At 54.5% G+C, this 25,454-nt stretch carries 26 protein-coding genes; 20 read left to right on the forward strand and 6 right to left on the reverse strand.

Translation table 11 applies throughout. The features are described from left to right. The first annotated feature begins 270 nt into the window (after positions 1 to 270). The 10 genes from MUA00_RS02370 (at position 271) to MUA00_RS02415 (ending at position 8,381) form a co-directional block, all read left to right on the forward strand. Positions 271 to 1,158, forward strand: coding sequence for a flagellin N-terminal helical domain-containing protein (locus MUA00_RS02370; protein ID WP_271121622.1), 888 nt, complete (start codon positions 271 to 273; stop codon positions 1,156 to 1,158). A gap of 210 nt (positions 1,159 to 1,368) precedes the next feature. Continuing rightward, on the forward strand, positions 1,369 to 2,688 hold the full coding sequence (gene fliD / locus MUA00_RS02375) for a flagellar filament capping protein FliD (protein WP_271121621.1): 1,320 nt from the start codon (positions 1,369 to 1,371) through the stop codon (positions 2,686 to 2,688). Positions 2,689 to 2,704: 16 nt separating this feature from the next. Continuing rightward, positions 2,705 to 3,100 carry a flagellar export chaperone FliS gene (fliS, locus tag MUA00_RS02380; RefSeq protein ID WP_271121620.1) on the forward strand — a complete coding sequence of 132 codons (396 nt, stop codon included), beginning with the start codon at positions 2,705 to 2,707 and terminating at the stop codon, positions 3,098 to 3,100. Next, positions 3,093 to 3,398 carry a flagellar protein FliT gene (gene fliT / locus MUA00_RS02385; RefSeq protein WP_271121619.1) on the forward strand — a complete coding sequence of 102 codons (306 nt, stop codon included), beginning with the start codon at positions 3,093 to 3,095 and terminating at the stop codon, positions 3,396 to 3,398. The genes fliS and fliT overlap by 8 nt, the downstream gene beginning before the upstream one ends. Next, positions 3,398 to 4,504, forward strand: a complete 1,107-nt coding sequence (locus tag MUA00_RS02390) for a flagellar hook-length control protein FliK (RefSeq protein WP_271121618.1) — start codon at positions 3,398 to 3,400, stop codon at positions 4,502 to 4,504. The genes fliT and MUA00_RS02390 overlap by 1 nt, the downstream gene beginning before the upstream one ends. A gap of 13 nt (positions 4,505 to 4,517) precedes the next feature. Further along, the gene (locus MUA00_RS02395) at positions 4,518 to 4,982 is read left to right on the forward strand and encodes a flagellar basal body-associated FliL family protein (protein ID WP_271121617.1); all 465 of its coding nucleotides are present in this window, start codon (positions 4,518 to 4,520) and stop codon (positions 4,980 to 4,982) included. Between the two features lie 22 nt (positions 4,983 to 5,004). Then, the gene (locus MUA00_RS02400) at positions 5,005 to 5,694 is read left to right on the forward strand and encodes a FliA/WhiG family RNA polymerase sigma factor (RefSeq protein WP_271121616.1); all 690 of its coding nucleotides are present in this window, start codon (positions 5,005 to 5,007) and stop codon (positions 5,692 to 5,694) included. A gap of 11 nt (positions 5,695 to 5,705) precedes the next feature. After that, positions 5,706 to 6,569 (forward strand): flagellar motor stator protein MotA, encoded by an 864-nt coding sequence (motA, locus tag MUA00_RS02405; RefSeq protein WP_271121615.1) that lies wholly within the window; start codon positions 5,706 to 5,708, stop codon positions 6,567 to 6,569. Then, positions 6,569 to 7,522, forward strand: coding sequence for a putative lateral flagellar export/assembly protein LafU (gene lafU, locus MUA00_RS02410; protein ID WP_271121614.1), 954 nt, complete (start codon positions 6,569 to 6,571; stop codon positions 7,520 to 7,522). The genes motA and lafU overlap by 1 nt, the downstream gene beginning before the upstream one ends. A 223-nt stretch (positions 7,523 to 7,745) precedes the next feature. Beyond that, on the forward strand, positions 7,746 to 8,381 hold the full coding sequence (locus MUA00_RS02415; RefSeq protein WP_271121613.1) for a C40 family peptidase: 636 nt from the start codon (positions 7,746 to 7,748) through the stop codon (positions 8,379 to 8,381). Positions 8,382 to 8,487: 106 nt separating this feature from the next. On the opposite strand, the gene rnk is transcribed toward MUA00_RS02415, so the two are convergent. Together rnk and MUA00_RS02425 are read right to left on the reverse strand one after the other, a co-directional pair. Next, positions 8,488 to 8,898, reverse strand: coding sequence for a nucleoside diphosphate kinase regulator (gene rnk / locus MUA00_RS02420; RefSeq protein WP_271121612.1), 411 nt, complete (start codon positions 8,896 to 8,898; stop codon positions 8,488 to 8,490). A 328-nt stretch (positions 8,899 to 9,226) separates the two neighbouring features. Further along, entirely contained in the window at positions 9,227 to 10,603 is a 1,377-nt protein-coding gene (locus tag MUA00_RS02425) for a GntP family permease (protein ID WP_271121611.1), read from the reverse strand. Positions 10,604 to 10,892: 289 nt separating this feature from the next. Between MUA00_RS02425 and MUA00_RS02430 the strand changes: the two genes are divergently transcribed. After that, a complete protein-coding gene (locus MUA00_RS02430; protein WP_271121610.1) occupies positions 10,893 to 11,723 on the forward strand; it encodes an alpha/beta fold hydrolase in 831 nt (276 codons plus the stop codon). A 37-nt stretch (positions 11,724 to 11,760) separates the two neighbouring features. Here MUA00_RS02430 and MUA00_RS02435 read toward each other — a convergent pair whose 3' ends face one another. Next, positions 11,761 to 11,916, reverse strand: coding sequence for a hypothetical protein (locus MUA00_RS02435; protein ID WP_271121609.1), 156 nt, complete (start codon positions 11,914 to 11,916; stop codon positions 11,761 to 11,763). A gap of 268 nt (positions 11,917 to 12,184) precedes the next feature. On the opposite strand from MUA00_RS02435, the gene MUA00_RS02440 reads away from it, so the two are divergent. From MUA00_RS02440 to MUA00_RS02465, 6 genes are all read left to right on the forward strand, one after another. After that, positions 12,185 to 13,450 (forward strand): ABC transporter substrate-binding protein, encoded by a 1,266-nt coding sequence (locus MUA00_RS02440; protein ID WP_271121608.1) that lies wholly within the window; start codon positions 12,185 to 12,187, stop codon positions 13,448 to 13,450. Further along, positions 13,451 to 14,368, forward strand: coding sequence for a carbohydrate ABC transporter permease (locus MUA00_RS02445; RefSeq protein ID WP_271121607.1), 918 nt, complete (start codon positions 13,451 to 13,453; stop codon positions 14,366 to 14,368). Continuing rightward, a complete protein-coding gene (locus MUA00_RS02450; protein ID WP_271121606.1) occupies positions 14,368 to 15,213 on the forward strand; it encodes a carbohydrate ABC transporter permease in 846 nt (281 codons plus the stop codon). Before MUA00_RS02445 ends, MUA00_RS02450 begins: the two co-directional genes overlap by 1 nt. Positions 15,214 to 15,215: 2 nt before the next feature. Next, positions 15,216 to 16,304: an ABC transporter ATP-binding protein gene (locus MUA00_RS02455; protein ID WP_271121605.1), complete on the forward strand. Its 1,089-nt coding sequence runs from the start codon at positions 15,216 to 15,218 to the stop codon at positions 16,302 to 16,304. Between the two features lie 92 nt (positions 16,305 to 16,396). Continuing rightward, positions 16,397 to 18,037 (forward strand): glycoside hydrolase family 13 protein, encoded by a 1,641-nt coding sequence (locus MUA00_RS02460; RefSeq protein WP_271121604.1) that lies wholly within the window; start codon positions 16,397 to 16,399, stop codon positions 18,035 to 18,037. A 2-nt stretch (positions 18,038 to 18,039) separates the two neighbouring features. Then, the gene (locus MUA00_RS02465; RefSeq protein ID WP_271121603.1) at positions 18,040 to 19,686 is read left to right on the forward strand and encodes a glycoside hydrolase family 13 protein; all 1,647 of its coding nucleotides are present in this window, start codon (positions 18,040 to 18,042) and stop codon (positions 19,684 to 19,686) included. Between the two features lie 40 nt (positions 19,687 to 19,726). Here MUA00_RS02465 and MUA00_RS02470 read toward each other — a convergent pair whose 3' ends face one another. Together MUA00_RS02470 and idnO are read right to left on the reverse strand one after the other, a co-directional pair. After that, on the reverse strand, positions 19,727 to 20,200 hold the full coding sequence (locus MUA00_RS02470; protein WP_271121602.1) for a YhcH/YjgK/YiaL family protein: 474 nt from the start codon (positions 20,198 to 20,200) through the stop codon (positions 19,727 to 19,729). Positions 20,201 to 20,210: 10 nt separating this feature from the next. Then, a complete protein-coding gene (gene idnO, locus MUA00_RS02475) occupies positions 20,211 to 20,975 on the reverse strand; it encodes a gluconate 5-dehydrogenase (RefSeq protein ID WP_271121601.1) in 765 nt (254 codons plus the stop codon). Between the two features lie 195 nt (positions 20,976 to 21,170). On the opposite strand from idnO, the gene MUA00_RS02480 reads away from it, so the two are divergent. The 3 genes from MUA00_RS02480 to MUA00_RS02490 all read left to right on the forward strand — a co-directional run bounded on the left by MUA00_RS02480 (position 21,171) and on the right by MUA00_RS02490 (position 24,620). After that, complete coding sequence (locus MUA00_RS02480; RefSeq protein WP_271121600.1) at positions 21,171 to 22,163, forward strand: LacI family DNA-binding transcriptional regulator; 993 nt, start codon at positions 21,171 to 21,173, stop codon at positions 22,161 to 22,163. A 144-nt stretch (positions 22,164 to 22,307) separates the two neighbouring features. Beyond that, the gene (locus tag MUA00_RS02485; protein WP_271121599.1) at positions 22,308 to 23,255 is read left to right on the forward strand and encodes a 2-hydroxyacid dehydrogenase; all 948 of its coding nucleotides are present in this window, start codon (positions 22,308 to 22,310) and stop codon (positions 23,253 to 23,255) included. A 57-nt stretch (positions 23,256 to 23,312) separates the two neighbouring features. Beyond that, on the forward strand, positions 23,313 to 24,620 hold the full coding sequence (locus tag MUA00_RS02490; protein ID WP_271121598.1) for an MFS transporter: 1,308 nt from the start codon (positions 23,313 to 23,315) through the stop codon (positions 24,618 to 24,620). On the opposite strand, the gene rna is transcribed toward MUA00_RS02490, so the two are convergent. Continuing rightward, a complete protein-coding gene (gene rna / locus MUA00_RS02495; protein WP_271121597.1) occupies positions 24,621 to 25,418 on the reverse strand; it encodes a ribonuclease I in 798 nt (265 codons plus the stop codon). Positions 25,419 to 25,454: the final 36 nt, after the last annotated feature.

Consider the following 25,454-nt stretch of genomic DNA (forward strand, 5'->3'; position numbering starts at 1 on the left):
GTCGTAGCGTGAAACGAGATCAAGAGCCTGTCCAATATGCATAAAAAAATCCGGAAACGGGTGAGCATTTCCGGATTCTTACACAGCCACAGGATCGGTCAACCGATCCTTAACTGATCGGCATTACGCCTCCGGGCGGCGTTTTTTTTTGGAATCCGAGCCGAAAAATTCAAAATATTCTTTTATTTAATTTAATTTCCCGGCCAGGGGTGTCGCTCTTGGTTAATAACGACGATTTAGTACCCTCATTCAGAATCAAGGAGATTCACCATGGCATTATCTATTTTCACCAGCGCGTCATCGATGGCTTCCACCAACGCCCTGAATAAGTCCAACAGCATGCTGTCCACGGCGATGGAACGTCTGGGCACCGGCAAGCGCATCAACTCCGCAGCCGACGATGCAGCAGGCCTGCAGATTGCTTCCCGCCTGCAGGGCCAGACCAACGGTATGGCGGTAGCACAGCGCAACATCTCTGACGCCACCGCCATGCTGCAGACCGCTGAAGGCGCGTTTGATGAAGTGAGCAACATCATGTACCGCATGAAAGACCTCGCAACGCAGTCTGCGAACGACACCAACACCACCAAAGATCGTGAAGCCATCAATGCTGAACTGACCGAGCTGAACAACGAGCTGAACAACATTATGGGCAACACCTCCTTCGGCGGTGAAAAACTGTTTGGCAGCGTGAGCGGCGGCACTATCACTACCGCATCCGGTAAGCTGGGCAAAGAGATGAACTTCCAGATCGGCTCCAGCAAAGAAGAGAAAATGAGCGTTAACCTAAGCGGCGGTTTGAACAAAGTCGTGGCGTCTATGACCGCCGTTACCACCGGTTCAACCGCCAGCGGCGCGTTTAATATCTCAACGGCCAGCGGCGCGCAGGACCTGATTGGTAAACTGGAAACCGCTCTGTCAGATGTCGGTTCCATCCGCTCCGGCCTGGGTGCCAACATCAACCGTCTGGGCCACACCGCGGCGAACCTTGCGAACATGAAAGACAACACCGAGCTTGCGCTGGGCAACGTTCAGGATGCCGATTTCGCAAGCGAGGCGTCCTCCATGACCCGCAACCAGATGCTGGCGCAAACCAGCATGTCGATGCTGAAACAGTCCAACAGCATGTCCGGGATGGTGATGTCCCTGCTGGGCTAAGCCTTAGCAACGTGATGCACAAAACACCGCTGTAGGGCGGTGTTTTTATTTCTGACCTTCCCCCTTCCTCTTTCCGCAGCCAGCGGAAGTTAAGCTTCCCTGCCGCGGTAAGTATGTTGATTTTATTAATATAAAAAGTTGGCACGCTACTTGCTAATACTCAGGTGTAATTGCTTTTAAGCGTCGCGCCGGTGTGCCTGGAGAATCGATATGTCTGACTTAACTAGCCTTGATCCGCAAACCCTTGCCACCCAACTGGCCGGGTACGACATTCTGGCGATGCAAACCGCGCTGAAAAAGCAAACCAGCAGCCTGCAGTCGCAGCAGAGTGCGCTCACCGCGCTGCGCACAGCCATGACTACGTTCCGTTCCGCTCTGACCGCGCTGAACAAAACGGATAACGGCATGCTGCAAAACACCGCGACGACCAACGTAGACGGAATTGCGACGGTAACCGCGAATTCATCAGCGCAAAAAGGCAGCTACAGCATTTTTGTTGAGCAACTGGCGTCGCAGCATCAGATGGCCTACGACAATTTGTCCGATGCGGATATCAAGAACGCCACCGGCACCATGAGCATCACCATTAACGGTGAGTCAGTGGATATCGAAATGGACGATCTGGAAAGTCTCTCCGATTTGACCAGCGCCATTAATAACTCCGAAGACAATCCTGGCGTCACCGCATCATTAATCCGTACTGACGGAAACGTCAGCCTGATGTTCAGCAGCGATGAAACCGGCGCGAAAAACGTGGTTGAAATTGATGCCAGCAAAATGGACGGCGCAAGCGCCGACAAATTCGCGGCGGCTAATCAGGAAGTGATTACCCAGGCGGCGGATGCCGTTTTTCGACTGGGCGATAGCACAAAACAGTACACCAACAGCAGCAATACCCTCGATAAGTTGATTGACGGCGTCACCATTGAGCTGACCAAAAAGCAGGAAGAAGGGGATGCGCCGCTGCGTATCAATGTCGGCACGGACAGCACGGCAACTAAAGAGCAGGTACAGAGCTTCGTTGACGCCTATAACGCCATGCGCAGCTCGCTGGGCACCCTGACGGCCAGCGGCAGCGATGGATCTGATCGCGGCGCCTTTGCGGGCGATGCCGGCATTGCTGCTCTGGATCGCGAACTGAATGACGTGTTGCGCACCCAGTTTGGCGGCAAAGACATGACCGCTTTTGGGATAACCGCGGATAAAGACGGCAACCTGACCGTCGACAGCGAGAAGCTGGATGATGCGTTGAAGGCCGATCCGGCTGCGTTGACCACGCTGTTTAACGGCAACGACGGGCTTATCAAAAAGATGGATAAGTCGATGGATAAGTACCTCAACTCAACCAACGGCCTGTTGAAAGGGCGCCAGGAAACGCTTGACCGTCAGCAGAGCGAGATTGACAGCAAAACGGACAAAATTAATACGCGTTATGAAACCTCGTACAACCGCTATCTCAAGCAGTTTACGCAGTTGCAATCCATCATGACGCAGATGAATAACACCATGAGTATGTTTGGCTTAGCCTAAAGGAAAATAACGTTTTATGTATGGTTCTGAACAGGATGGCTTCGGCCAGTATCAGCAGTCGGATTTGGCCATTCAGGCAGCCGCCGCCAGTCCTCATCAACTGGTGCTGATGCTTTTCAACGGCTTAATGGATGAGCTGGTGCGAGCGAAAAGCCATATCGCCGCGAAACGCTACGAGCGCAAGGTGCAGAGCATCAATAAATGCATCGACATCCTGAACGCGCTCACCAGCGCGCTGGACTATGAGAAGGGCGGCGAGCTGGCGTTAAGCCTGGCCAATCTCTACGACTATTGCGTTTATCGCCTGTATGACGCAAGCCACAAGCTGTCCGTGGATTACATCACCGAGGTGGAGAATATTCTCGGCAACTTACAGGAAGGCTGGGAAAAAATGGGGCGGCAAAATGGATGATCTTCAGATCATTCAGTATCTGGGCCGCGCCCTGTCGCAGGCGGCCAGTCAAAGAGACTGGCCGCAGGTGCAGGAAGTGGATAAGCAGATAGCCGCCCTGTTAAGCGCTTTGCAAGGTAAACCACTGGCCGATGAAAAACGCGCCGCGCTCAAATCGCTGCAGCAGATCCATCATCAGGTCAACAAACTCTGCCAGCAGCAGAGCGATGAGCTGGAGCGGAAAATGGCGCTTGGGCGTCGTAATCGCGAAGGCGCCGTTGCGTATGCCGCATTTATGGACGATGAGGATTTACGCTGATGGATATTCCAGCCTCAGGCGCGGCATTAGCGCTTAGTTCGACGGGCGCAACCTCTGCTTCAGGCTCGCCGGTTATCGCTAATTTACCTGCGCAATCAACCAACAAAGAACAGATAGCGCAGGGGACGCAGGCGAGCGAACCTGCTCCGGTTGATCGGCAAACGGCATTTAACGATGCGTTGCTCACCATTATCAACGGCCTTCTGCAAGGGCAGGGGAAAGAAGGCAAGCCGCTGGTGGTGGCAGGCGTAGCCGAAGACAAAAGCGACGACAAGCAAGATGAAGATACGAGCGCGACGCCGTCGGATTTAAGTGCGGCGCCACAGCAAATACTGGATGCCTTGTTGCTGGCAAGCCAGCAGCCGATGAAACCGGTAACGATGAACAATACACCCTCGCAATCCGGCGAAGCGCTGCTGATGAACCACCGTTCCGGGGGCGGCGTCGCGCCATTTGCCGCAGCGGCGCAGCCCCAGAGCGCGATGCCCGCGCCTGTGGCGGTAAACGAGCCGGCCGCGCAGCCGCTTCCGGCGTTAACCCGGGGAATGCAAAGCGTCATGCCGCAGCCGCTGGTGACAACGCTCAATGAAGGCGTTGCGGCATTGCCGACGGTCGCTTCGGGACAACACGCCACGGTATCAAACACCGATAAAGCCGCGTCATTTCAGACGCAGCTTGCAACGGTGAAGCTTGAGGGCGGCGACGATCGCCTTGCACAACAACTGCATGCGGCGCTTGGCGAACGTTTGCAGGTACAGGTGAAAAACCAAATCCAGCACGCCACCATCCGCCTTGATCCGCCTGACATGGGAAAAATCGATATTTCTGTGCAGATCGAAAATGGCCGCATGCAGGTGCATATCAACGCAAGCCAGGGCGAGGTTTATCGCGCGCTCCAGCAGGTAAGTAACGACTTACGTCAGAGCTTAACGGAACAGAACTTTGTCCAGGTGAACGTGCAGGTTTCCTCGCAGTCGGGCCAGCAGGGCGGGAAAGAGCAGCAGTTCGCCGATTCACATGCCGCCGTGCTGGCCGCGGCTGAACCAGAAAGTGATCCGCAACAGACAGACCGTCGCGAAGATGACTCCGTATTACTGACCGTTTAACGCAAAGAATATTATGACTGTAAAAACTTTTTCTTTAGCCCTGGTCATCGCCCTAGTGGCTGCGCTTTTCGCCGCCGGGCTGACCATTGTCGGCACGCACCTTCTCAACAATAAAGAGGGTGTCAGCGCTTTCACCGACATTTTCAATTCCACCGATGAAAGCGTGGTGGAGTTCGTTGAAATCAAAAATGTCATTATCACGCTGAAAAGCGACAGCAGAAAAGAACGCTATCTGCTGCTTGAGCTGGCGCTGACAACCGACAGTCCGCAAAACGCTAAACGCACCGAAGACATGATCCCCGCTATTCGCGGCGCGACCGTAAGCCTGCTTTCAGATATGAATTACGACGCGGTTCGCAGTATGAGCGTTAACGAACTGCGTGAAAAATTACTCGTTGCCTACTCGGCCCGTTTCAAAAGCCTGAACAGCAGCATGCCTTTTAAAGACGCGATCATCAGCAAGATGGTCTTTCAGTAAGTAGCCAAAACGATTGAACGAGATGATGGATTTTATTGCTGACGATGCGCTGACGCCGGCTGAGGAAGCGCGTTACATCAACGCTTACCTGCCGTTAGTGCATCGGGTCGTCAAGCAGCTAGCTTATCAGACCAGCAGCGTGATGGATAAAGAGGACATGGAGCAAATCGCTCTGATGGGCCTGCTTTCCTCGTTGCGCCGCTACGGGCATCCGGATGAACAATTCGCGGCCTATGCGGTGCATCGCATACGCGGCGCCATTCTTGATGAGTTGCGCCAGCTTGACTGGCGGCCGCGTCGCCTGCGGCAGAAAACCCACAAACTCAATGACGCCATTCGCGAGATTGCTCGTGAACTGGGGAAAACGCCCAACTTTGAGGACCTGGCCGCGCGCCTGGAGATAAGCGCCGATGAGTATCAGGAATACCTGCTGCTCGACTGCGCGAAGTCGATGGAAAGCCTCGATGAGCTACTTGGCAGCGAAAACTACGCGGGGGCTTTAAACAGCCGTCCGCTGGAAGAAGAAGTGATGGCCAGCCGAACTTTGCGCAGCGCACTGGCAAGTCTGGACGAGCGTGAACAGTTAATTCTGACGCTCTACTACCAGCATGAAATGAGCTTAAAAGAGATAGCCCTGGTACTGGAAATAACCGAAGCCAGGGTCTGTCAGCTCAACAAGAAAATCGCGCAAAAGATACAGAGTTTTTTTTAGGTTGGAACCCCATGCAGAAATTATTAGGTCTGATTATTATTTTTGGCTGTGTTATTGGCGGCTTCATTATGTCCGGTGGACGTCTGGCATCATTCTGGCAACCCGGTGAAATCGTTATTATTTTAGGCGCGGGCATCGGCGCGATGGTGCTGGCGAACCCGAAGGCGGTGCTGGTGGAAATGTACCGTCAGTTTCGCGGCGTGTTGCGTAAAAACGAGCATACCGATGAGTACCAGCGTCAGATTTTGATGCTGCTTTATGAGCTGCTGGAGCTGGTGCAGGACGGCGGGCTCAAAGTGCTGGATGAGCATATTGAAGTGCCTGAAAGCAGCCCGTTGTTCCAGAAGTATCCGCTGATCCTGCGCGATAAAGCGTTGATTACCTTTATCTCTGATAACTTCCGCCTGATGGCGATGGGCAAGATCAACGAACACGAACTCGAAGGCATTCTGGAGCAGGAGCTGGTGGCGATGGAAGAAGATCTGCTGCTGCCGTCCAGTTCTTTGCAGCGTACCGCAGAAGCGATGCCGGGCTTTGGTATCTGTGCGGCGGTGCTGGGCATTATCATCACCATGCAGTCCATCGACGGCTCTATTGCCGTGATCGGCGTGAAGGTGGCGGCGGCCCTGGTGGGAACATTCCTTGGCGTATTTATTTGTTACTGCCTGATGGACCCGGTGGCAAATGCTATGCAACAGCGCACCAAGAAACAAATGGCCGTGCTGGAATGCGTGCGTACCGTGCTGGTCAACCATGTCGCGGGCAAACCTACGCTGCTGGCGGTGGATGCCGGACGCAAAATGCTGCCGATTGATAGCAAGCCGACTTTCGCCACGCTAGATGGCTGGGTGAATCAAATGGCGGGTGAAATCTGATGCGCGGCAAACCTAAAGGCCATACCACCATTATCAAACGCTCATCGCGCAAGAGCCATGATGCGGTTCATGGCGGCGCCTGGAAGGTGGCCTTTGCCGACTTTACGCTCGCGATGATGGCGCTGTTTATGGTGCTGTGGATCATGGGATCGGTAACGGAAGAAGAGCGTAAAGAAGTGGTTTCGCTGCTTAACGGCGAGTCTATTTTTGATGGCCACAGCATCACACCCGTCACGCAGCCGGACGGTTCTGGCGGGCAAACTTCCGTTCTTGCAGGCAAACCCGAGTCTGCAGAACATGATGATTCGGCCATCAAAAAAGACCTGGAGGCGTTAAAGGAGCTTTCCGCCGCGGCGGCAAAAAGTGAAAACCTTAAAGACGTGAACCTACGCTCGGAGCAGGAAATTGAAGACCTGGCGCGCGTTATCATGAAAATCACTTCGGCTTACGATGCCCAGTCCAATTTGCAGATTGAAATTGTGCCGCAGGGGTTGCGCATTCTGGTGCAGGACGACCAGAAACGCGAAATGTTTCAGCGCAGCAGCGCGGTGCTGACGCCGTTCTTTAAACGTCTGCTCGGCGAGTTTGCGGGCGCGCTGAATTCCATCGACAACAAAATCATTATCACCGGGCATACCGATGCCACGCGCTTTCGCGACCAGGAATTGTACAACAACTGGAACCTTTCCGGGGAACGCGCCATGCAGGCGCGCAAAGTCCTGACCAAAGGCGGCCTCGAAGCGGGCAAAATTTTGCAGGTCAGCGGCATGGCCGATCAGATGCTGCTCGACCCGGCACATCCGCTGAGCTCGGCCAACCGCCGCATTGAAATTATGGTGCTGACGCATTCCGCCAGCGAATCGCTCTATCAGTTCTTCGGCCAGCACGGTGAGAAAATCATTAAGCCGTTAGCCGAAAAAATTACCCAGGCTGCCCCTGCGCGCAGCCATTAGCGTTTAGTTCAACTTCAGGTAACCCGTTTTGTTCGCTTTTTTACGCCCTGTATTTATCTCTTTGTTGCCGCCTGCACCCGTTTTCTCCCGGTGCATGGCGGGATTTTTTATTCTGCTGCTTTTGAGTTTTTCTGTTAGCGCCTCCCCCGTTAAGAAAAACAAAAAGCCGATTAAAAATCGGACGGTTGCTACACAGCCGCAGAATAAAGAAGCCCGCGATCGGATGCTTAATCGCGCGAAGCTCCTCGCAAAAAAGAAAAAAAGCCTGAAAGTTGTGCCGCTAACGCCTGAGCAGAAGCGTCGCGAAGCGGCCCAAAAACTTGCCCTGCGTCAGCAAAATCGCCAGCAACTGGCAATGCATAGCCGCTGGAAACCGGGTTATTTCGGCAGCTCCGACAGGTTATTGCTGTTACAAACCGAAGAGCTGATGGCCGAAATGGTTAGTCCGCGCGTCGAATCAACTCTGCACAAAGTCGTCCATCGTCTTAAGCAACAGCTTGGTAAACCCTATGTCTGGGGCGGGCAAACTCCTTCCCAGGGCTTCGACTGCAGCGGCCTGATTTACTATGTCTACAATCAGCTACTGAGCCGTAAACTGCCACGCACCGCCAACGGCATGTTCCAGGACCGCGGGCTTAAGCATGTGCCTAAAGAAGCGTTACGCCGTGGCGATCTGATATTTTTCCAGATTAAATCACGCGATAAAGCCGATCACGTTGGGGTGTATTTAGGAGAAGGGCAATTTATTGAGGCGCCGCGCACCGGTCTGAATATTCGCATCAGCCAGTTCGAAGACGACTACTGGCAGGATCATTATCTGGGAGCCAAAAGGGTTATTACGGAAGAGTCGGTTTTATAATCCACCGATACCAAAATCAGGGTGAACGGGAATTCCGCCGTTCACCCATATGCATGGCTAATTATGTTATGTGTCTGCGGCACATTCGCTGCGCAAGGGGCGGGCCTTAACGATGGAATTCGCCGGCCGCCTCCGGCTGAAACTCTAACCCCAGCACTTCGAGATGGGTCTGGTTACCGTTCGGCAACGTCCAGTCAATGGAATCTCCTACGCGCAACCCCAGCAGTGCAGCACCTACCGGCGCCATCACGGACAGTTGGTTATCGCTGTCCGTCAGACTGGCTGGGTAAACCAGCGTGCGCACGTGCACTTCTGCGGATGTCAGATCGCGGAATTTTACGCGGCTGTTCATGGTGACCACATCCGCAGGGATGTTTTCCGGGCTGCACATCTCGGCACGGTCCAGCTCTGCGTTCAGCGCCTGCGCCACCGGAAGGGTAGCGTACTGCGGCTGTTCCAGCAGGCGGTCGAGACGCTCGGCATCGAGGTCGTTAATGATGATGGCAGGTCTGGACATAATTCTCTCCGTGTAAAAAACAGGCACTCATGTGCGTGGCTTAGAAACCGTACAAAGAAAAACCCTCACCGTAAACGGTGAGGGTCGAGACTGATGACAAACCTCCCGGCGTCACAAACTAAAGGAGGTCGTCATTTAAAAAACAAGGAAAATCACTTCGTTGATTTTCGGCTGATCAACCACAAAGAAGGAAAAACCACGCTTTTTCCTTCTTTGTCAAAAAACTGAACCCTCACCGTAAACGATGAGGGTCTGGTCTTTACCGATGATACTTAGCTTAACCCCTGGTTAAAAGTGACCGGGGTCACAAACATCTACCACCAGGTGATTACAGGATGATACTGCCTGCCAGCGCAAACAGGAAGGCGATAGTGCCGATTAGGGTTTCCATTACCGTCCAGGTTTTCAGCGTGGTCTTCTCGTCCATCTCAAGGAAGCGGCCCACCAGCCAGAAGCCGGAGTCGTTAACGTGAGACAGTACGGTCGCGCCGCCGGCAATCGCGATGACGATAAAGCACAGATCGAACTGGCTCAGGCCGGTCGTCGCGGCAACCATCGGTGAAACCAGCGCGGCGGTAGTTGTCAGCGCAACCGTGGCAGAACCCTGGGCTACACGCAGAGCGGTAGAGATAACAAAGGCGGCAACGATAACCGGCATACCCGTATTGGACAGTACGCCCGCCAGCGCATCGCCAATGCCGCTTGCACGCAGAACGCCGCCGAACATACCGCCCGCGCCGGTCACCAGGATAATGCCGCAGATCGGGCCGAGCGCGCCGTCGCACACTTTTTCCAGGTGCTTGCGAGTATGGTTGCGGCTAAAGACCATCAGCGCAAAGAAGACGGTGATCAGCAGCGCGATAGGGGTTTTACCCAGCATACGCAGTAACTGAACGACGGTATTATCGGCGCTTACCCAGCCCAGAACAGTCGCGGTGTTCAGGCCAGTGTCGAGGAAGATCAGCACCAGCGGCATCAGCAGGATAGACAACACCATGCCAAACGACGGCGGCTGATGGTTAGGATCGGCTTCTACCGAGCCCAGGAAAGACGAAGGCAGCGGAATATTGAATTTTTTACCCGCGTACAGGCCGTACAGATAGGCGCCTAAATACCAGGTCGGCAGCGCGATAATCAGACCAACGACCACCAGCAGGCCGATGTTAGCGCCCAGCAGTTCACTGGCGGCAACCGGCCCTGGATGTGGTGGAACCAGCGCGTGCATAACGGCAAAAGCACCCGCTGCCGGGAAGGCGTATTTCAGCGTGGAACCGCCAAACTGTTTCGCCACGCTGAAGATTATCGGCAGCATTACTACCAGTCCGGCGTCAAAGAAGATTGGGAAGCCGAACAGTAACGACGCAATACCCAGAGCGAAAGGCGCGCGTTGCGGGCCAAATTTACCGATGAGCGTATCCGCCAGCACCTTCGCCCCGCCGGAAATTTCCAGCAGGCGGCCAATCATCGCGCCAAGACCGACCAGCAGAGCAACGCCCGCCAGCGTGCCGCCAAAACCGGTCAGCAGCGTCGGCACAACTTTATCAAACGGCACGCCGGTGACCAGGGCCACGGCAATGCTCACCAGAGTTAAAGCTAAAAAAGCATGCACCTTAAAGCGCATGATAAGTAAGAGCAGGAGAATGACTGCACAGGCTGCGATTCCCAGCAGAGTTCCTGCGCCGTAACTAGCTGTCATTTCGGTCATAATAATTATCCTCGGGCCGAATCTTCAGGTGAAAAGCTATTAAGCATAATTCACGCCTTTTCTGATACCGGTAACATGATATCGGTAACATTGCCGATTCGGGAACGGGGCCAGTCGTATTTGTTAACATTTTGCGAGCAGGGTCAAACAATCGAAATAAACCGCCCGGAATGAGATCCAGCGAATTGCTCATCGTAAATAAACCTGCCAGGCGACAGATTTGCATTACCCTTTATGGGCACATCTCGCTTGCGTGCTAACCGCGGTTTTCACCTGTTCAGGAGATATCATGAGCCATTACGACAAACTCACGTTAAAAGACGGCAGCTCGCTCTATTTTAAAGACTGGGGCGAAGGGCAGCCGGTGGTTTTCAGCCACGGCTGGCCGTTAACGGCAGATGCTTTTGAAGATCAGATGTTTTTTCTTGGGCAGAACGGCTTTCGGGTCATTGCCCACGACAGGCGCGGGCATGGCCGCTCATCCCAGACCTGGGAAGGCAATCACATGGATCAGTACGCTGACGATTTAGCGGAGCTGACGGCGCACCTGAACCTGAAAGATGCGGTGCATGTCGGGCATTCCACCGGCGGCGGAGAAGTGGCGCGCTACATAGGTCGCCACGGCACCAGCCGTGTGGCAAAAGCGGTTTTGATCGCAGCCGTCCCGCCGATTATGATCAAAACGGACTTTAATCCGAACGGTGTACCTGAAGATGTGTTTGACGGTATCCGTGAAGGCGTGCGCGCCAGGCGCGCAGATTTTTTCAAAGAGCTGACGATGGCGTTTTATGGCTACAACCGCCCCGGGGCGAAAATCTCCGAAGGCGTCAGAGAAAGCTTTGTTGCGCAGGGCATGCAGGGCGGCATCAAAGCGCTATATGACTGCATCAAAGCATTCTCGGAAACCGATCTGCGTGAAGATTTGAAGAAAATGACCATTCCCACGCTTGTTATCCACGGCGACGACGACCAGATAGTCCCGTTCGAAACCTGCGGGAAAGCCACGGCTCGGATGCTGCCGGACTCACAGTTCAACGTTTACGAGGGCGGCTCCCACGGGATTTGCACCACCGAGAAAGATCGTATAAATGCTGATTTGCTGGCGTTTTTGCAAAGCTAATAAAAAGGCGGGTAACCCAGGCTTGCCCGCCTTTTTATCACAGGTCCTTACCCGCCACCGGCAGCATAATCTCCCGTAAAATCTCATAACGCTGCTGCGGCGAAAGCCAGACCGCACCCAGCAGCTTCCGTTTTTTACCTTCCCGTTCAAACTGTGCTTTTAGCTCTAACAGATAGCGTTTAGTTGTGCTCATGATGACCTCCTCAGGCGATACAAAAAGCCTAACTTCATAAACACGGAACAAAAACTGAAGTCATGGTTTTTATACTTCAGTATTTATTCGGCTACATAGCGCGTTCCGGCCAAAAGCGAAAGAAAAAAGGTATATCCGTGCAGTAGCTCCAGATTTTGCACAAAGATTAGGCTGCAAGCTTGCCGCTGGGTCAGATCGTTAACTAACGTTTTGGATGGCATGGTTATTTTTACGCCACCCTTGGTTACGTCTGACAGAAGAGGACAAAATGAAAAAGCTGACGTTAAGTCTTATTACCTTAGCGCTTGCGGGCGTCACCAACGCCGCGCTCGCCGATACCCTGCGTATGGAATGCCCGATTTCGCCCGGCGGTAAGGAATACTGCAACTACGTCAAAGACCGTTTCGAAAAGCAGACCAACAACAAGCTGGAATTTATCGAATTCCCGGCGGCCTCTGACGAAAAACTGGCGCTGCTCCAGCAGTTGTTCGCCGCCAAAGATGAAAAAGCGGTGGATTTGTTCCAGTCCGACACCATCTGGGTGGGGCTGCTTGATAAGCAAACGCTGGATTTAACCGACGCGGTTGGGGATATGAAAGACGACTTCTTCCCCGGCCCGTGGGCGAACGACACGGTGAACGGGAAAGTGAAAGCGATCCCGGCTTATCTGGATACCGGCGTGCTTTATTACCGCAAAGATCTGCTGGAAAAATACAACGAACAGCCGCCGAAAACCTGGGAAGACCTGACGCGCATCGCCACTAAAGTTCAGGAAGAAGAGCGCAAGGCCGGACATAAGAACTTCTGGGGGATGATCTTCCAGGGTAAATCGTATGAAGGGTTAACCTGTAACGCGCTGGAGTGGATTGATTCCTACGGCGGCGGCACCTTTATCGACGAAAAAGGGAACGTGACCGTAAACAATCCTAAGGCCGCAGCGGCGCTGGATATGGTCGCGGGCTGGATTGGCAAAATCACGCCGAAGGGAGCGCTTGGCTATAAAGAAGAAGAGTCCCGCGCCGTGTTCCAGAACGGCGACGCGCTGTTTATGCGCAACTGGCCTTATGCTTATCTGCTCTCGCAGGGCGCGGACAGCCCTCTGAAAGGCAAAGTGGGCGTGGCCCCGCTGCCTGCCGGGCCGGATGGCAAATCTGCCAACGCCCTGGGCGGCTGGCAATGGTCAGTTAACGCCAATACCAAAAACAAAGATGCGGCTATCGCCTTGCTGAAAATCCTCACCGACGCCGATTCGCAAAAAATGCAGTTGAAATACCTTGGCTTCGCTCCGACGCGTTCCGCGCTGTATGAAGACAAGGCCGTGCTGGAAACCGCGCCGCATCTGACGATGTTCAAAGAGATCTTCGCCAATGCGGTGCCACGCCCGGCCACGGTGACCAAAAGCCAGTATCCGCGCGTCTCGAACGCTATTTTTAACGTGACCTTCAAAGTGCTCAACGGCGCCAGCGACGGGAAAGCTGCCGTTGCGGATCTGCAAAAACGCCTGGAACGCGTGAAAGGTAAGGACTGGCGCTAATTGGCACATCTCGGCTATCAACAGCGGCGCCGCCGTATCGCATGGATACTGGTGGCTCCCGCACTTGTCTTACTTGCACTGGCGGCGGGCTGGCCGCTGGTGCGTACCTTCTTTTTCAGCTTCACCAATGCGATGCTCGATAACCCGTCCGAGTATGAAATGGTGGGGCTTGCGAACTACTACGCCAGTAACGGCGGCGATAGCAGCGGCGTGCTGGTTGATTCGCTCTGGTGGCAGGCGGTGGGCAACACGCTGTGGTTTACCGTGATGTCGGTTGGCCTTGAGCTATTGTTCGGCATGCTGCTGGCGCTGCTGATGAACCAGAAGTTTCGCGGCCAGGGGCTGGTGCGCACCGCTATCCTGGTGCCCTGGGCTATTCCGACCATTGTAAGCGCCAAAATGTGGGGCTGGATGTTCCACGATCAGTACGGCGTGGTGAACGATCTGCTGGCGAAAATCTTTGGCTACCAGGCGCATCTGGCGTGGATTGCCGAGCCGTCGCTTTCCATGTGGGCGGTAGTGATCGCCGACGTCTGGAAAACCACGCCGTTTATGGCGCTGATGCTGCTGGCGGCGCTGCAGCTTATCCCTAACGATCTCTACGAGGCGGCGCGGGTGGATGGCGCGAGCGCGTGGCAAAGATTCAAGCGAATCACCCTGCCGCTGATCATGCCCGCAATGGTTGTGGCGCTGATTTTCCGCGTGATGGACGCCATGCGCATCTTCGATCTGATCTTCGTGCTGACCTCCAACAGCGAGGCGACGATGTCCGTTTCCGGCTATGCGCGCGAGCAGATCGTCTCCTATCAGGACATGGGCGTGGGATCGGCGGCGTCGGTGCTGGTGTTTATGATGGTGGCGGGCATTGCCGCCTGCTTTATCCGCGTCTCACGCTTAAACGAGAAGGAGAAGCGGTGATGAAAACCACTCGTCGACAGCGTAAGTTCGCGCAAAATCTGGTGATTTATGCCGGAGCGACTTTTGCCGTGCTGTTTTGCGTGTTTCCGTTTTATTACGCGATCGTGACCTCGTTGCGCACCGGTCAGGAGCTGTTTTTGCCGGCTTATTTGCCCAGCGGTTACCACTGGCACAACTACGTGGTGGCGCTGGTGGATAACGGCATCGCCCGCAGCCTGCTGAACTCCGTGCTGGTGGCGACGATTACCGTTGGTATTTGTCTGCTGGTTTCCATCACGGCTTCTTTTGCGCTGGCGCGCGTACAGTTTCGTGGCCGTAAGTTTCTGCTGTTCACCATTCTATGCGTTTCGATGTTTCCGCAGGTTGCGGTACTTACCGGCATGTTTGAGCTGGTGCGTTTCCTTGGGCTGTACGATTCGCTCGGCGCGCTCATTCTTTCATACACCACGTTTTCGCTGCCGTTTACCGTCTGGGTACTAACCACTTTTATGAAGTCGATTCCGGTAGAACTGGAGGAGGCCGCGATTGTGGACGGGGCGAAAACCTGGACCATTATCCGGCGTGTCTTCGCCCCGATTCTTGCGCCTGCGCTGGTCACCACCGGGCTGCTTGCGTTTATCGGCGCGTGGAATGAATTCATGTTCGCGCTGACGTTCATTATTTCCGGGGATAAACGCACCGTGCCGGTGGCGATAAGCATGTTCAGCGGCGCATCAACGTTTGAACTGCCCTGGGGCAGCATTATGGCGGCCTCGGTGGTGGTGACGCTGCCGATAATCGTGCTGGTGCTTATCTTCCAGAAACGTATCGTCAGCGGCCTGACCAGCGGAGCGATTAAGGGATAACTATGGGGCAACTGGTACTCGATAAAATTCATAAGCGCTATGGCACCTCATCAGAGGTGATTAAGCCGCTGGATTTGGTTGTTAACAACGGGGAATTTGTGGTGGTTGTGGGGCCGTCCGGCTGCGGCAAATCCACGCTGTTGCGCATGGTGGCCGGGCTTGAAGAAATCAGCGGCGGCGAAATGCGCATCGACGGCGTGTGCGTTAATGACGATTCCCCGTCCGAACGCGGCATCGGCATGGTTTTCCAGTCCTATGCGCTCTATCCGCATATGACGGTATATCAAAATATGGCTTTCGCGCTGGAAATGGCGAAGCTGCCGGAGAAGGACATCGACGAAAAAGTACGTGAAAGCGCGCGTATTTTGCAACTGGAGCAATTGCTGGACAGAAGGCCGAAGGATCTTTCCGGCGGTCAGCGGCAGCGCGTAGCGATTGGCCGGGCGATTGTGCGCGAGCCGAGCCTGTTTTTGTTCGACGAACCGCTGTCGAATCTGGACGCCTCCTTGCGCGTGCAGATGCGCATGGAAATCGCCGCGTTGCACAAGCGTATCAACGCCACCATTCTTTACGTCACCCACGATCAGGTTGAAGCCATGACGCTTGCGGACAGGATTGTGGTGCTCAACCAGGGGCAAATCGAACAGGTGGGCACCCCGCTTGATCTTTACGATCGCCCGGCGAACGTCTTTGTGGCGCAGTTTATCGGTTCGCCAAAAATGAATTTGATTCCAGGCGTGCTGGCGCACGGCAGCGAGCAACGCAGCGAGGTGATGCTTGAGAACCGTCAGCAAATCAGTCTGCCGATAGCCAGCCACGGAGACGGGCAAGCCGTACGGCTGGGTATTCGTCCGGAACATATCCAGCTTACCGAGCTCGCCCACGCGGATGTCGAGGGCGAAGTGCTGTTTGTGGAACATATGGGCAATGAAACGCTGCTCTATGTCAATAGCGGTTACGGTAGCGAACCGTTAGTGATGCGCCATACTGAAAGACTCGAAATTAAACCCGACCAGCGTATCGGCCTGCGTTTACCGCCGGAGAGCTGCTATTTGTTTGATGGCGAGGGGCGGGCTTTTATGCGTCTTTAAAAGGTGGATGGCGCTGCGCTTATCCACCCTGCGAATGCACGCAGACGTAGGTCGGGTAAGCGTAGCGTCACCCGACAAAAAGGAGGGAACAGGTGGAAAAAAAATGGTGGCATAACGCGGTGGTGTACCAGATCTATCCGCGCAGCTTTATGGACAGCAACGGCGACGGCATCGGCGATCTCGCGGGCATCATCAGCAAACTCGATTACCTTCAACAGCTCGGTATTAATTTAATCTGGCTCTCGCCGGTTTACCGCTCGCCGATGGACGACAACGGTTACGACATCTCCGACTACGAAGACATTGCCGCCGAGTTTGGCACGATGGCGGAGATGGAAGAGCTGATCCGCCAGGCGAAACAGCGTGATATCCACATTCTGATGGATCTCGTGGTTAACCACACATCCGATGAACATCCCTGGTTTATCGAAGCATTAAAATTCCCGAATAACCCGTATCGCGACTTCTATATCTGGCGCAAACCGGCGGCAGACGGCGGCCCGCCGAATGATTTTCGTTCCTACTTTGGCGGCAGCGGCTGGGCGTATGACGAGGCCAGCGGCGAGTATTATCTGCATCAGTTCTCTAAAAGACAGCCGGATCTCAACTGGGAAAACCCCCGCGTACACGAAGAAGTTCACGCCATGATGAACCGCTGGCTGGACAAAGGGATCGGCGGTTTCCGCATGGATGTTATCGATTTGATCGGTAAAGAGGTGGATAAGCAGGTAATGGCGAACGGCAAAAATCTGCACATGCTTATTCGCCAGATGAACCGCGCAACGTTCGGCAAAGGGGATTACGTGACGGTAGGCGAAGCCTGGAGCGCCTCGCCGCAGGATGCGCTGCTCTACAGCGCGAGCGATCGTGAAGAGCTGTCGATGGTTTTCCAGTTCGACCATATCAAGCAGTTCTGGGATGAACACGCCGGCAAATGGCGCAGCAAGCCGTTTGTGCTGGCAAACTTCAAGGCGGTTATCGAAAAATGGCAAACGGCGCTGGCCGACCGCGGCTGGAATTCGCTGTTCTGGAGCAACCACGACCTGCCGCGCGCCGTGTCGAAATTTGGCGATGAAGGCGAGTTCCGCGAAGCCTCCGCCAAAATGCTGGGCACCGCGCTGCATTGCCTGAAGGGCACGCCTTATATCTACCAGGGCGAAGAAATCGGCATGACCAACGTGCGCTACACCACCATTGATGAGTACCGCGATATCGAAAGCCTGAATCTCTATAGAGAGCGCCTGTCGGGCGGGGTTAGCCACGATGAGATGATGACCGGGATTCACGCTAACGGGCGGGATAATGCGCGCACGCCGATGCAGTGGGACGATAGCCCGAACGCCGGGTTCACCACCGGTATGCCGTGGATTACGGTCAACCCCAACTACCGTGAAATTAACGTCGCCGCAGCGCTGGCCGAGCCGGATTCTATTCTCTGGCATTACCAGAAGCTGGTGGCGCTGCGTAAGCAATATCCGATTCTGGTTTACGGAGATTTCAGGCCAATCCTGAAAGAGCATCCGCAGGTATTCGCCTGGCTAAGAACGCTTGGTGAAGAACAATTGCTTGTGGTGAACAACTTTACCCGTGAGCACCTCACGCTTGATATTCCGCAGGCTATGCAGGCCTGGCACGGCGAGTGTCTTATCAGCAATTACGCGCCGCGCAATCAGTTGGCGGTAAGCCTTGAGCTACAACCTTATGAATCCTTTGCTTTATTAATCGGGAGGTAACGATGGCGAACTGGTGGAAGGAGGCGGTGGCCTACCAGATTTATCCGCGCAGTTTTAAAGACAGCAACGGTGATGGCATTGGCGATCTGAACGGCATCACCGAAAAACTCGATTACCTGGAAGACCTCGGCATCGATCTGATTTGGATCTGCCCGATGTACAAATCGCCTAACGATGATAACGGCTACGATATCAGCGATTATCAGCAGATTATGGCCGAGTTTGGCACCATGGAGGACTTCGACAGGCTGCTGGCAGGCGTTCATGAACGCGGTATGCGGCTGATTATCGATCTGGTGGTGAATCACACTTCCGACGAGCACCCGTGGTTTCTTGAGTCCCGCTCCTCGCGCGACAACCCAAAACGCGACTGGTATATCTGGCGCGATGGCAGAAACGGTGCGGAACCTAACAACTGGGAAGGGATATTTAAAGGCTCGGCCTGGGAGTTCGATCCGCTAACCGAACAATATTTCCTGCATCTGTTCACCTGTCGCCAGCCCGATCTTAACTGGGAAAATCACGACATGCGCGCAGCGGTTTACGACATGATGCGCTGGTGGCTGGATAAAGGCATCGACGGCTTCCGTATCGACGCTATCGCCCATATGAAAAAAGAGCCGCGGCTTGCCGATGTGCCTAACCCGGACAAGCTGCGCTATGCGCCGTCAATGAAAAGCCATCTGAATTACGACGGGCTGCTGGATTACGTGGATGACATGAGCCGCAACGTGCTCAAACATTACGATATCGTCACCGTTGGCGAGATGAACGGCCTGTTCGCGGATCGCGCCGAGGAGTGGGTAGGCGAGCATCGCAACAGGCTGAGCATGGTTTTCCAGTTTGAACACGTGCGCCTGTGGGAACCGGAAGAGGGCTTGCGGCCGGAACCTGCCGTGCTGAAGAAAATCTTCACCGCCTGGCAGGAGGCGCTGGAAGGAAAAGGCTGGAACGCGCTGTATGTCGAAAATCACGATCTGACGCGTATTACCTCGCGCTGGGGCGATACCGAACACCACTGGCGGGAAAGCGCCACCTGTATCGCCGCGCTCTATTTCCTGATGCAGGGCACGCCGTTTATCTATCAGGGCCAGGAAATCGGCATGACCAACACCCGTTTTGGCGGGATAGAAGATTTTGATGACGTGTCAGCGAAAAATATGTGGCGTGAATTAGCAGCCCAGGGCAGAAGCGAAGAGGAGATTATCGCCTTTCTGACCAATACCGGGCGCGATAATTCCCGTACGCCGATGCAGTGGAATACCTGGCCCAACGCAGGCTTTAGCGATGGCGAGCCCTGGTTCCAGGTCAATGCCAACTACGAAATGATCAACGTCGCCACCCAGCAGCAGGATCCTAATTCGGTGCTGAACTTCTACCGTGCGCTGATCCAGTTGCGCAGGCAGGAGCGAACGCTGATTTACGGGCGCTACGCGCTGGAGCTGCCGCAGCACGAACAGATTTACGCCTATCGTCGCGAGCTTGCTGAAGACACGTTTTTAGTGCTGTGCAATATGTCATCCAAAGCCGCCAACTGGTCGGAAATTGAGTTGTCGCTTAAAGGGGCGCATTGCGTATTAGGTAATTATCCGCAGGTGGATGAGGATTATCGGCTGCACGCCTGGGAGACCCGGGTTTATAGATTCTAAGGAGCAGGGCGGGTAAGCGTAAGCGCCACCCGCCAAATCCCTATTCTTTAATCAAATCCACATCAATCTTCGCCACAATTTTTCTCAGCGCGGCGGGCGCGCCAGGCGTTGCCATCGGGCGGTGAAGTTCGCCGGGGAAAAGAATCACCAGCTCGCCTGGCAGCAGTTTAATTAGCGTTTCGCAGCCCATGCCCTTGAAGAAGCCGATGTCGTTTTGCTCATCGAACTCGCCGTCCGGCTGTTGCTGCTGCTCAAGCGTTGCCGCGCCGATTAACTCTTCGCCTTCAAGTAGGATATGCACGTCGATGTAGCGGGCGTGTAATTCCGGGCGCTGCTCTTCCAGCGGTTTGGTTTTGCCGTCAAAAACTGAGAAATAGATCAGTTCGCCTTCAATGGGATATTTACCGTTGGCAAGCTGCTGCGGTTTATTGGCGATAATTGCCTGTAGCGCGTGGCGAATAACCTGCGGATAAACCGGGTTGTGCGCCGCATGGTTTAATTTGTCGATAATCATTGGCTCTTCCTCAGACCGCAACCAGCATGCCGCCATCTACAAACAGCAGATGACCGTTGACGAAGTTCGACGCTTTGCTGGAGAGAAACACGGCGGCGCCAATCAGTTCCTGCGGGTCGCCCCAGCGTGCGGCGGGAGTGCGTTTGCATAGCCACTGCGTGAAGGCTTCGTCTTCGACCAGCGTTTTGGTCATGTCGGTTTTGAAATAGCCCGGCGCGATGCCGTTGACCTGAATATTGTAACGGGCAAGCTCCACGCACATGCCGCGGGTAAGCATTTTTACCGCGCCTTTCGCCGCGGCGTACGGCGTGATGGTGTCGCGTCCCAGTTCGCTTTGCATGGAGCAAATATTAATGATTTTACCGGCCTCGCGTTTCACCATGCGTCGCGCGACGGACTGCGAAACTAAAAATACAGCGGTCTGATTAACGGCGATAATATCGTTCCATTCATTAACCGGAAATTCGGTAAACGGATGGCGGCGTTGAATGCCGGCGTTATTAATCAGGACATCAATCGGGCCAATTTCCCGTTCGATATTTTCAATTGCTGATTCTACGGCTTCCGGGTCGGTAACATTAAAAGCGGATGTCCATGCGGTATAGCCGCAATCGCGTAATTTCATTGCCGCATGCTCGGCGCGCTCGGCGGTAATATCGTTGATAATAATTTCCGCGCCCTGTTCGGCAAGACCCTGGGCTAATAAAAATCCAATGCCCTGCGCGGAGCCGGTAATTAATACGCGCTTATCATCGAGCGTAAATAAGTTATTCATATTGGGATTCCAGTATTTGTTGCGTGGTAATCAATGCCTCCTATCAAAGCGGTTCGGGCGGTTCAAAACTGTGAAGCAGATCACTATGAATCGTGTTACGCCCGTATGATACCTGGAGTGTGAAGCGCAGCGGCTTTTCTTTTGTCGGCGTTGCGGGGCATAATCCTTTTTCCGCGTGGTTATCAGGAAAGTCAGATGAAGTACCAGCGCATTACCCTGCAGGATATCGCCGCCCTGGCCGGGGTTACGAAAATGACCGTCAGCCGCTATTTGCGCACGCCGGATAAGGTCGCCCCGGAAACCGCCGCCCGCATTGCCGAAGTGATGGCGGAAGTCAATTATGTGCCGGACCCGGAAAACCGGGCGCTGGCAAGCAATATGCAGCCGCGTATCGGGGTGATTATTCCCTCCTTTAATAACCAGATTTTTGCCGATTTACTGGCGGGCATCGAATCTGTAACAACGCGTGCGGGCTACCAGACGCTGGTGGTTAACTATGATTACGACCGCGAGCGTGAAGAAGAGCAAATCGCCACTGTGCTGGGCTTTAACGTCGCGGGATTAATCCTGACCGAAACGGTGCATACGCTACGCGCCGAAAAGTATTTAACCGCCGCCGCTATTCCGGTTGCGGAAGTGATGGATCTGGTGGCGGACAGCGGGCGCATTAACGTCGGCTTTGATAATTTCCGCGCCGGTTTCGATATGACCAATATGCTGATCGCCAGCGGCAAAAAGCGCATCATCTATTTTGGTTCAATGGCCGACGTGCGGGATATCAAACGTTATGAAGGCTATCGCAAAGCCATGGCGGACGCGGCTCTTATGGACGGACGGCTGTTGCCGAACAAGGTTTCGTCTGTCAGCGTGGGCACCGGCATGATGGCGATGGCGCGTCAGATGTACCCGGATATGGACGGCATTCTTTGCACTAATGATGACCTTGCCGCTGGCGTTTTGCAGGAGTGCCTGACCGAAAATATCCGCGTGCCGGAACAGGTTGGCATTGCCGGATTCCACGGGCTGGAGATCGGCCAGGTTACGGCGCCCAAGCTTGCAAGCGTGGTCACGCCACGCTTTGAAATGGGGAAGGTAGCCACTGAGATTTTGCTCAAGAAAATCAATAAGCAACCCACCATTGAACAGGTCGATTTGCACTATCGTTTGTCGCTTGGCGGTACGCTATAGCCCGCAAAGTGCTGAAGCGATCACGCTAACGGTAACAGAGTTTTCTAACATAAATTCACGTGACCTGTGTCGCAAAACCCTGCGCTTAAAACGGTTTTGATGTTAAGCAGAAATTTTGACTTAGCTGACTTAACCGGGGGAACCATGTCACAACCTGCCCAACACGTCTTACTTATTGCTCCTGTGATGGATGCGCTCCAGCAACGGCTTGACGCGCAATACAGCGTTCATCGCCTTTATCAGCAGCCGGATGCCGCGGCCTGGCTTGCGGAAAACGGCAAGCAGATTGGTGCCGTGGTGACGCGCGGCGATATTGGCGTCACCACCGCCGTGCTGGAAAATCTGCCGCAGGTTGGAGTTATCGCTATTTTCGGCGTTGGCACCGATGCGGTGGACCTTGAATATGCGCGCCGCCGTGAAATTGCGGTGACGATAACCGCCGGCGCGTTAACCGACGACGTTGCCGATTTAGCCTTTGGACTATTGCTCAGCAGCGCCCGTAAGCTCTGCCTGGGCGACCGCTTTGTACGCGAAGGACGCTGGTTACAGGAAAGCCTGCCGCTGGCAACGCAGGTTAGCCGCAAACGCATCGGGATTTTCGGCATGGGCAACATTGGCCGCGCCATTGCCCGCCGCGCAGCCGGGTTTGATATGGAAATCTATTACACTGACCGCAAGGCTGACGCGGCGCTGCCGTACCAGTGGTGCGAAGACGTGCTCAGCCTTGCGGAAAACAGCGACTTTTTCATTGTTGCCGTTTCAGGCGGAAAGGAAAGCCTGGGAATAGTGAACCGCCAGGTTTTCCAGGCGTTGCCTGGCCATGCGCTGGTGATCAACATCGCCCGCGGCAGCATTATCAACGAGCAGGATTTAATTGCCGCTTTGCAAAATGGCGATATTGCCGGAGCCGGGCTTGATGTTTTCGCCCAGGAGCCGCAGGTGCCTGCAGAATTTATCGCAATGGATAACGTGGTATTACAACCGCACGTTGCCAGCGCCACGCACGAAACCCGTCAGCGCATGAGTAATATCGTTTTCGAAAACGTTGAAGCTTATTTCAACCATAAACACCTGCCGCACCGTATTAATTAATTTACCGGCGCCCTTTATTAAAAAGGGCAATGACTTTTATTGTCATGGAAAAATACCATGGAAAAGAAAATTCCCGGCACTCGTTGGTGGCGCGTGGTCGCGCCTATTTTAATCGCCTGTATTATTTCCTTTATGGACCGGGTGAATATTAGTTTTGCGCTGCCCGGCGGTATGGAAGCCGATTTAGCTATTACCAGCCAGATGGCTGGCCTCACCAGTGGGATATTTTTTATCGGTTATCTGTTTTTGCAGATCCCCGGCGGGCGGGTTGCCGTTAACGGCAGCGGTAAAAAGTTTATCGCCTGGTCGCTGGTGGCCTGGGCCGTGGTGTCCATTGCTACGGGATTTGTGACTAACCATTATCAGGTGCTGGTGCTGCGTTTTGTGCTCGGCGTTGCCGAAGGCGGCATGCTGCCGGTGGTGCTAACGATGATCAGCAACTGGTTCCCGGAACGTGAAATCGGCCGGGCCAACGCCTTTGTGATGATGTTTGCGCCCATTGGCGGCATGGTTACGGCACCGATTTCCGGGGCGATTATTCAGGGCCTGGACTGGCGCTGGCTGTTTATCATCGAAGGGCTGCTGTCCATTGTGGTGCTGGCGGTATGGTGGGGGCTGATAAGCGATCGGCCGCAGGAAGCGCGCTGGCTGCCGGCGGATGAACGTGAATATCTGCTGGCGGAGCTGGAAAGCGACCGCCAGGCGCGCAGCCTGAAGCAGCCGGTGAGCAAAGCGCCGTTGCGCGATGTGTTCCGTAACAGCGGATTGATGAAGCTGGTGGCGCTGAACTTCTTCTATCAGACGGGGGATTACGGCTATACGCTGTGGCTGCCCACTATCCTGAAGAATCTGACCGGCGCGAACATGGCTGGCGTCGGGCTGCTGGCAATTTTACCGTTTGTGGCGACGATTATCGGCATCTACGTCATTTCAATGCTCAGCGATAAAACTGGCAAACGCCGTCGGTGGGTAATGATTTCACTGCTGTGTTTTGCGGCCGCGCTGCTGGCCTCGGTCGTGCTGCGCCACAATATCGTGGCTGCCTATATCGCGCTGGTGGTGTGCGGATTCTTCCTGAAGGCGGCGACCAGCCCCTTCTGGTCTATTCCGGGTCGTATCGCTTCGCCGGAAGTAGCCGGCGGGGCGCGTGGCGTGATTAATGGTCTGGGAAATCTGGGTGGTTTTTGCGGGCCATGGCTTGTAGGGATGATGATTTATCTTTACGGGCAAAACGTAGCGGTTTGCGCGCTGGCAGGCTCGCTGGTGATTGCCGCCCTGATTACCTTAACGCTGCCGAAAAACTGCGATCTGACGCCGGAAAATACCCCTAAGTCAGCCGCAGATGAGGCTCGCGTTGCCGGATAATCAGTAACCCACAGAATCCAGGCGGAACTGCTTAGCGCAGTTGCCTGGATTTTTTTGTGTGGCGAAAGAGGCGTGGCTTAAGGGATCGTTAATTTTTGCCGCCTCAAGCGTTATCTGCATTTCTGTCAGGTACGCCGGATTGCCGTTACAGGTTAGCTTTACCGATTTGACCGCGTCGCTTCCCCAGCTTTTATCCAGCGCCTTATTGAACGCTTTACGCGTGACGACTTTACCGTAGTTTTCTGCCAGGAAGGCGCCAAAAGCGCTTTGTTTAAATTCGCTGTTAAGACGCACCATGGCGCCGAAGTAAGCGTTCGGGTCAAAGCCGAAACAGGCGCCGTGCTTTGCAAACTCATAGCGCTCCAGACATGACTGGCCGCCCGCGCCCGGCATCACGCCAGAAAGTTTTGCTGCGATATCGGCCGATAAGCCCGGAGCCGGCGCGCTGCATTTTTGCGAACCGCGGGCTTCGGCCATATTGGGAACAGGACGGGTGGCGCAGCCGTAGCGCATCCAGCGTTTGTTATCCACGCCGCGTGAGGAAACGGATTTTGGCAGTCCGGGCCACAGGCCGTGCACCGTGAGAAACGCTCGCTTATCCGCCTGTTCGCGCTGGAGTTTGCATTCGCCGGGCTCTTTTCGATTGCGCTCATGCATGTTCTGGCAAAAACCGGTCTGCCAGGAAAGCGCCAGCACGTAGGTGTCGAAATCGCCGTATTGTTTGGGTTGCAGGGGGTCGGCGTGGGCAAGCAGGCTGGTTGCAAGCGTGGTGGTCAGAATAAGCGCGTTTTGCCACATAATGAGGTTCCGTCGGGTGATAATTTCCAGAAAGGA

It is taken from the genome of Dryocola boscaweniae (genome assembly GCF_025215095.1).
GTDB lineage: Bacteria > Pseudomonadota > Gammaproteobacteria > Enterobacterales > Enterobacteriaceae > Dryocola > Dryocola boscaweniae.

Coding starts and splice junctions, on each gene's coding strand:
- MUA00_RS02370 (WP_271121622.1), top strand. CDS start 271: ATGGCATTATCTATTTTCACCAGCGCGTCATCGATGGCTTCCACCAAC.
- fliD (WP_271121621.1), top strand. CDS start 1,369: ATGTCTGACTTAACTAGCCTTGATCCGCAAACCCTTGCCACCCAACTG.
- fliS (WP_271121620.1), top strand. CDS start 2,705: ATGTATGGTTCTGAACAGGATGGCTTCGGCCAGTATCAGCAGTCGGAT.
- fliT (WP_271121619.1), top strand. CDS start 3,093: ATGGATGATCTTCAGATCATTCAGTATCTGGGCCGCGCCCTGTCGCAG.
- MUA00_RS02390 (WP_271121618.1), top strand. CDS start 3,398: ATGGATATTCCAGCCTCAGGCGCGGCATTAGCGCTTAGTTCGACGGGC.
- MUA00_RS02395 (WP_271121617.1), top strand. CDS start 4,518: ATGACTGTAAAAACTTTTTCTTTAGCCCTGGTCATCGCCCTAGTGGCT.
- MUA00_RS02400 (WP_271121616.1), top strand. CDS start 5,005: ATGATGGATTTTATTGCTGACGATGCGCTGACGCCGGCTGAGGAAGCG.
- motA (WP_271121615.1), top strand. CDS start 5,706: ATGCAGAAATTATTAGGTCTGATTATTATTTTTGGCTGTGTTATTGGC.
- lafU (WP_271121614.1), top strand. CDS start 6,569: ATGCGCGGCAAACCTAAAGGCCATACCACCATTATCAAACGCTCATCG.
- MUA00_RS02415 (WP_271121613.1), top strand. CDS start 7,746: ATGCTTAATCGCGCGAAGCTCCTCGCAAAAAAGAAAAAAAGCCTGAAA.
- rnk (WP_271121612.1), bottom strand. CDS start 8,898: ATGTCCAGACCTGCCATCATCATTAACGACCTCGATGCCGAGCGTCTC.
- MUA00_RS02425 (WP_271121611.1), bottom strand. CDS start 10,603: ATGACCGAAATGACAGCTAGTTACGGCGCAGGAACTCTGCTGGGAATC.
- MUA00_RS02430 (WP_271121610.1), top strand. CDS start 10,893: ATGAGCCATTACGACAAACTCACGTTAAAAGACGGCAGCTCGCTCTAT.
- MUA00_RS02435 (WP_271121609.1), bottom strand. CDS start 11,916: ATGAGCACAACTAAACGCTATCTGTTAGAGCTAAAAGCACAGTTTGAA.
- MUA00_RS02440 (WP_271121608.1), top strand. CDS start 12,185: ATGAAAAAGCTGACGTTAAGTCTTATTACCTTAGCGCTTGCGGGCGTC.
- MUA00_RS02450 (WP_271121606.1), top strand. CDS start 14,368: ATGAAAACCACTCGTCGACAGCGTAAGTTCGCGCAAAATCTGGTGATT.
- MUA00_RS02455 (WP_271121605.1), top strand. CDS start 15,216: ATGGGGCAACTGGTACTCGATAAAATTCATAAGCGCTATGGCACCTCA.
- MUA00_RS02465 (WP_271121603.1), top strand. CDS start 18,040: ATGGCGAACTGGTGGAAGGAGGCGGTGGCCTACCAGATTTATCCGCGC.
- MUA00_RS02470 (WP_271121602.1), bottom strand. CDS start 20,200: ATGATTATCGACAAATTAAACCATGCGGCGCACAACCCGGTTTATCCG.
- idnO (WP_271121601.1), bottom strand. CDS start 20,975: ATGAATAACTTATTTACGCTCGATGATAAGCGCGTATTAATTACCGGC.
- MUA00_RS02480 (WP_271121600.1), top strand. CDS start 21,171: ATGAAGTACCAGCGCATTACCCTGCAGGATATCGCCGCCCTGGCCGGG.
- MUA00_RS02485 (WP_271121599.1), top strand. CDS start 22,308: ATGTCACAACCTGCCCAACACGTCTTACTTATTGCTCCTGTGATGGAT.
- MUA00_RS02490 (WP_271121598.1), top strand. CDS start 23,313: ATGGAAAAGAAAATTCCCGGCACTCGTTGGTGGCGCGTGGTCGCGCCT.
- rna (WP_271121597.1), bottom strand. CDS start 25,418: ATGTGGCAAAACGCGCTTATTCTGACCACCACGCTTGCAACCAGCCTG.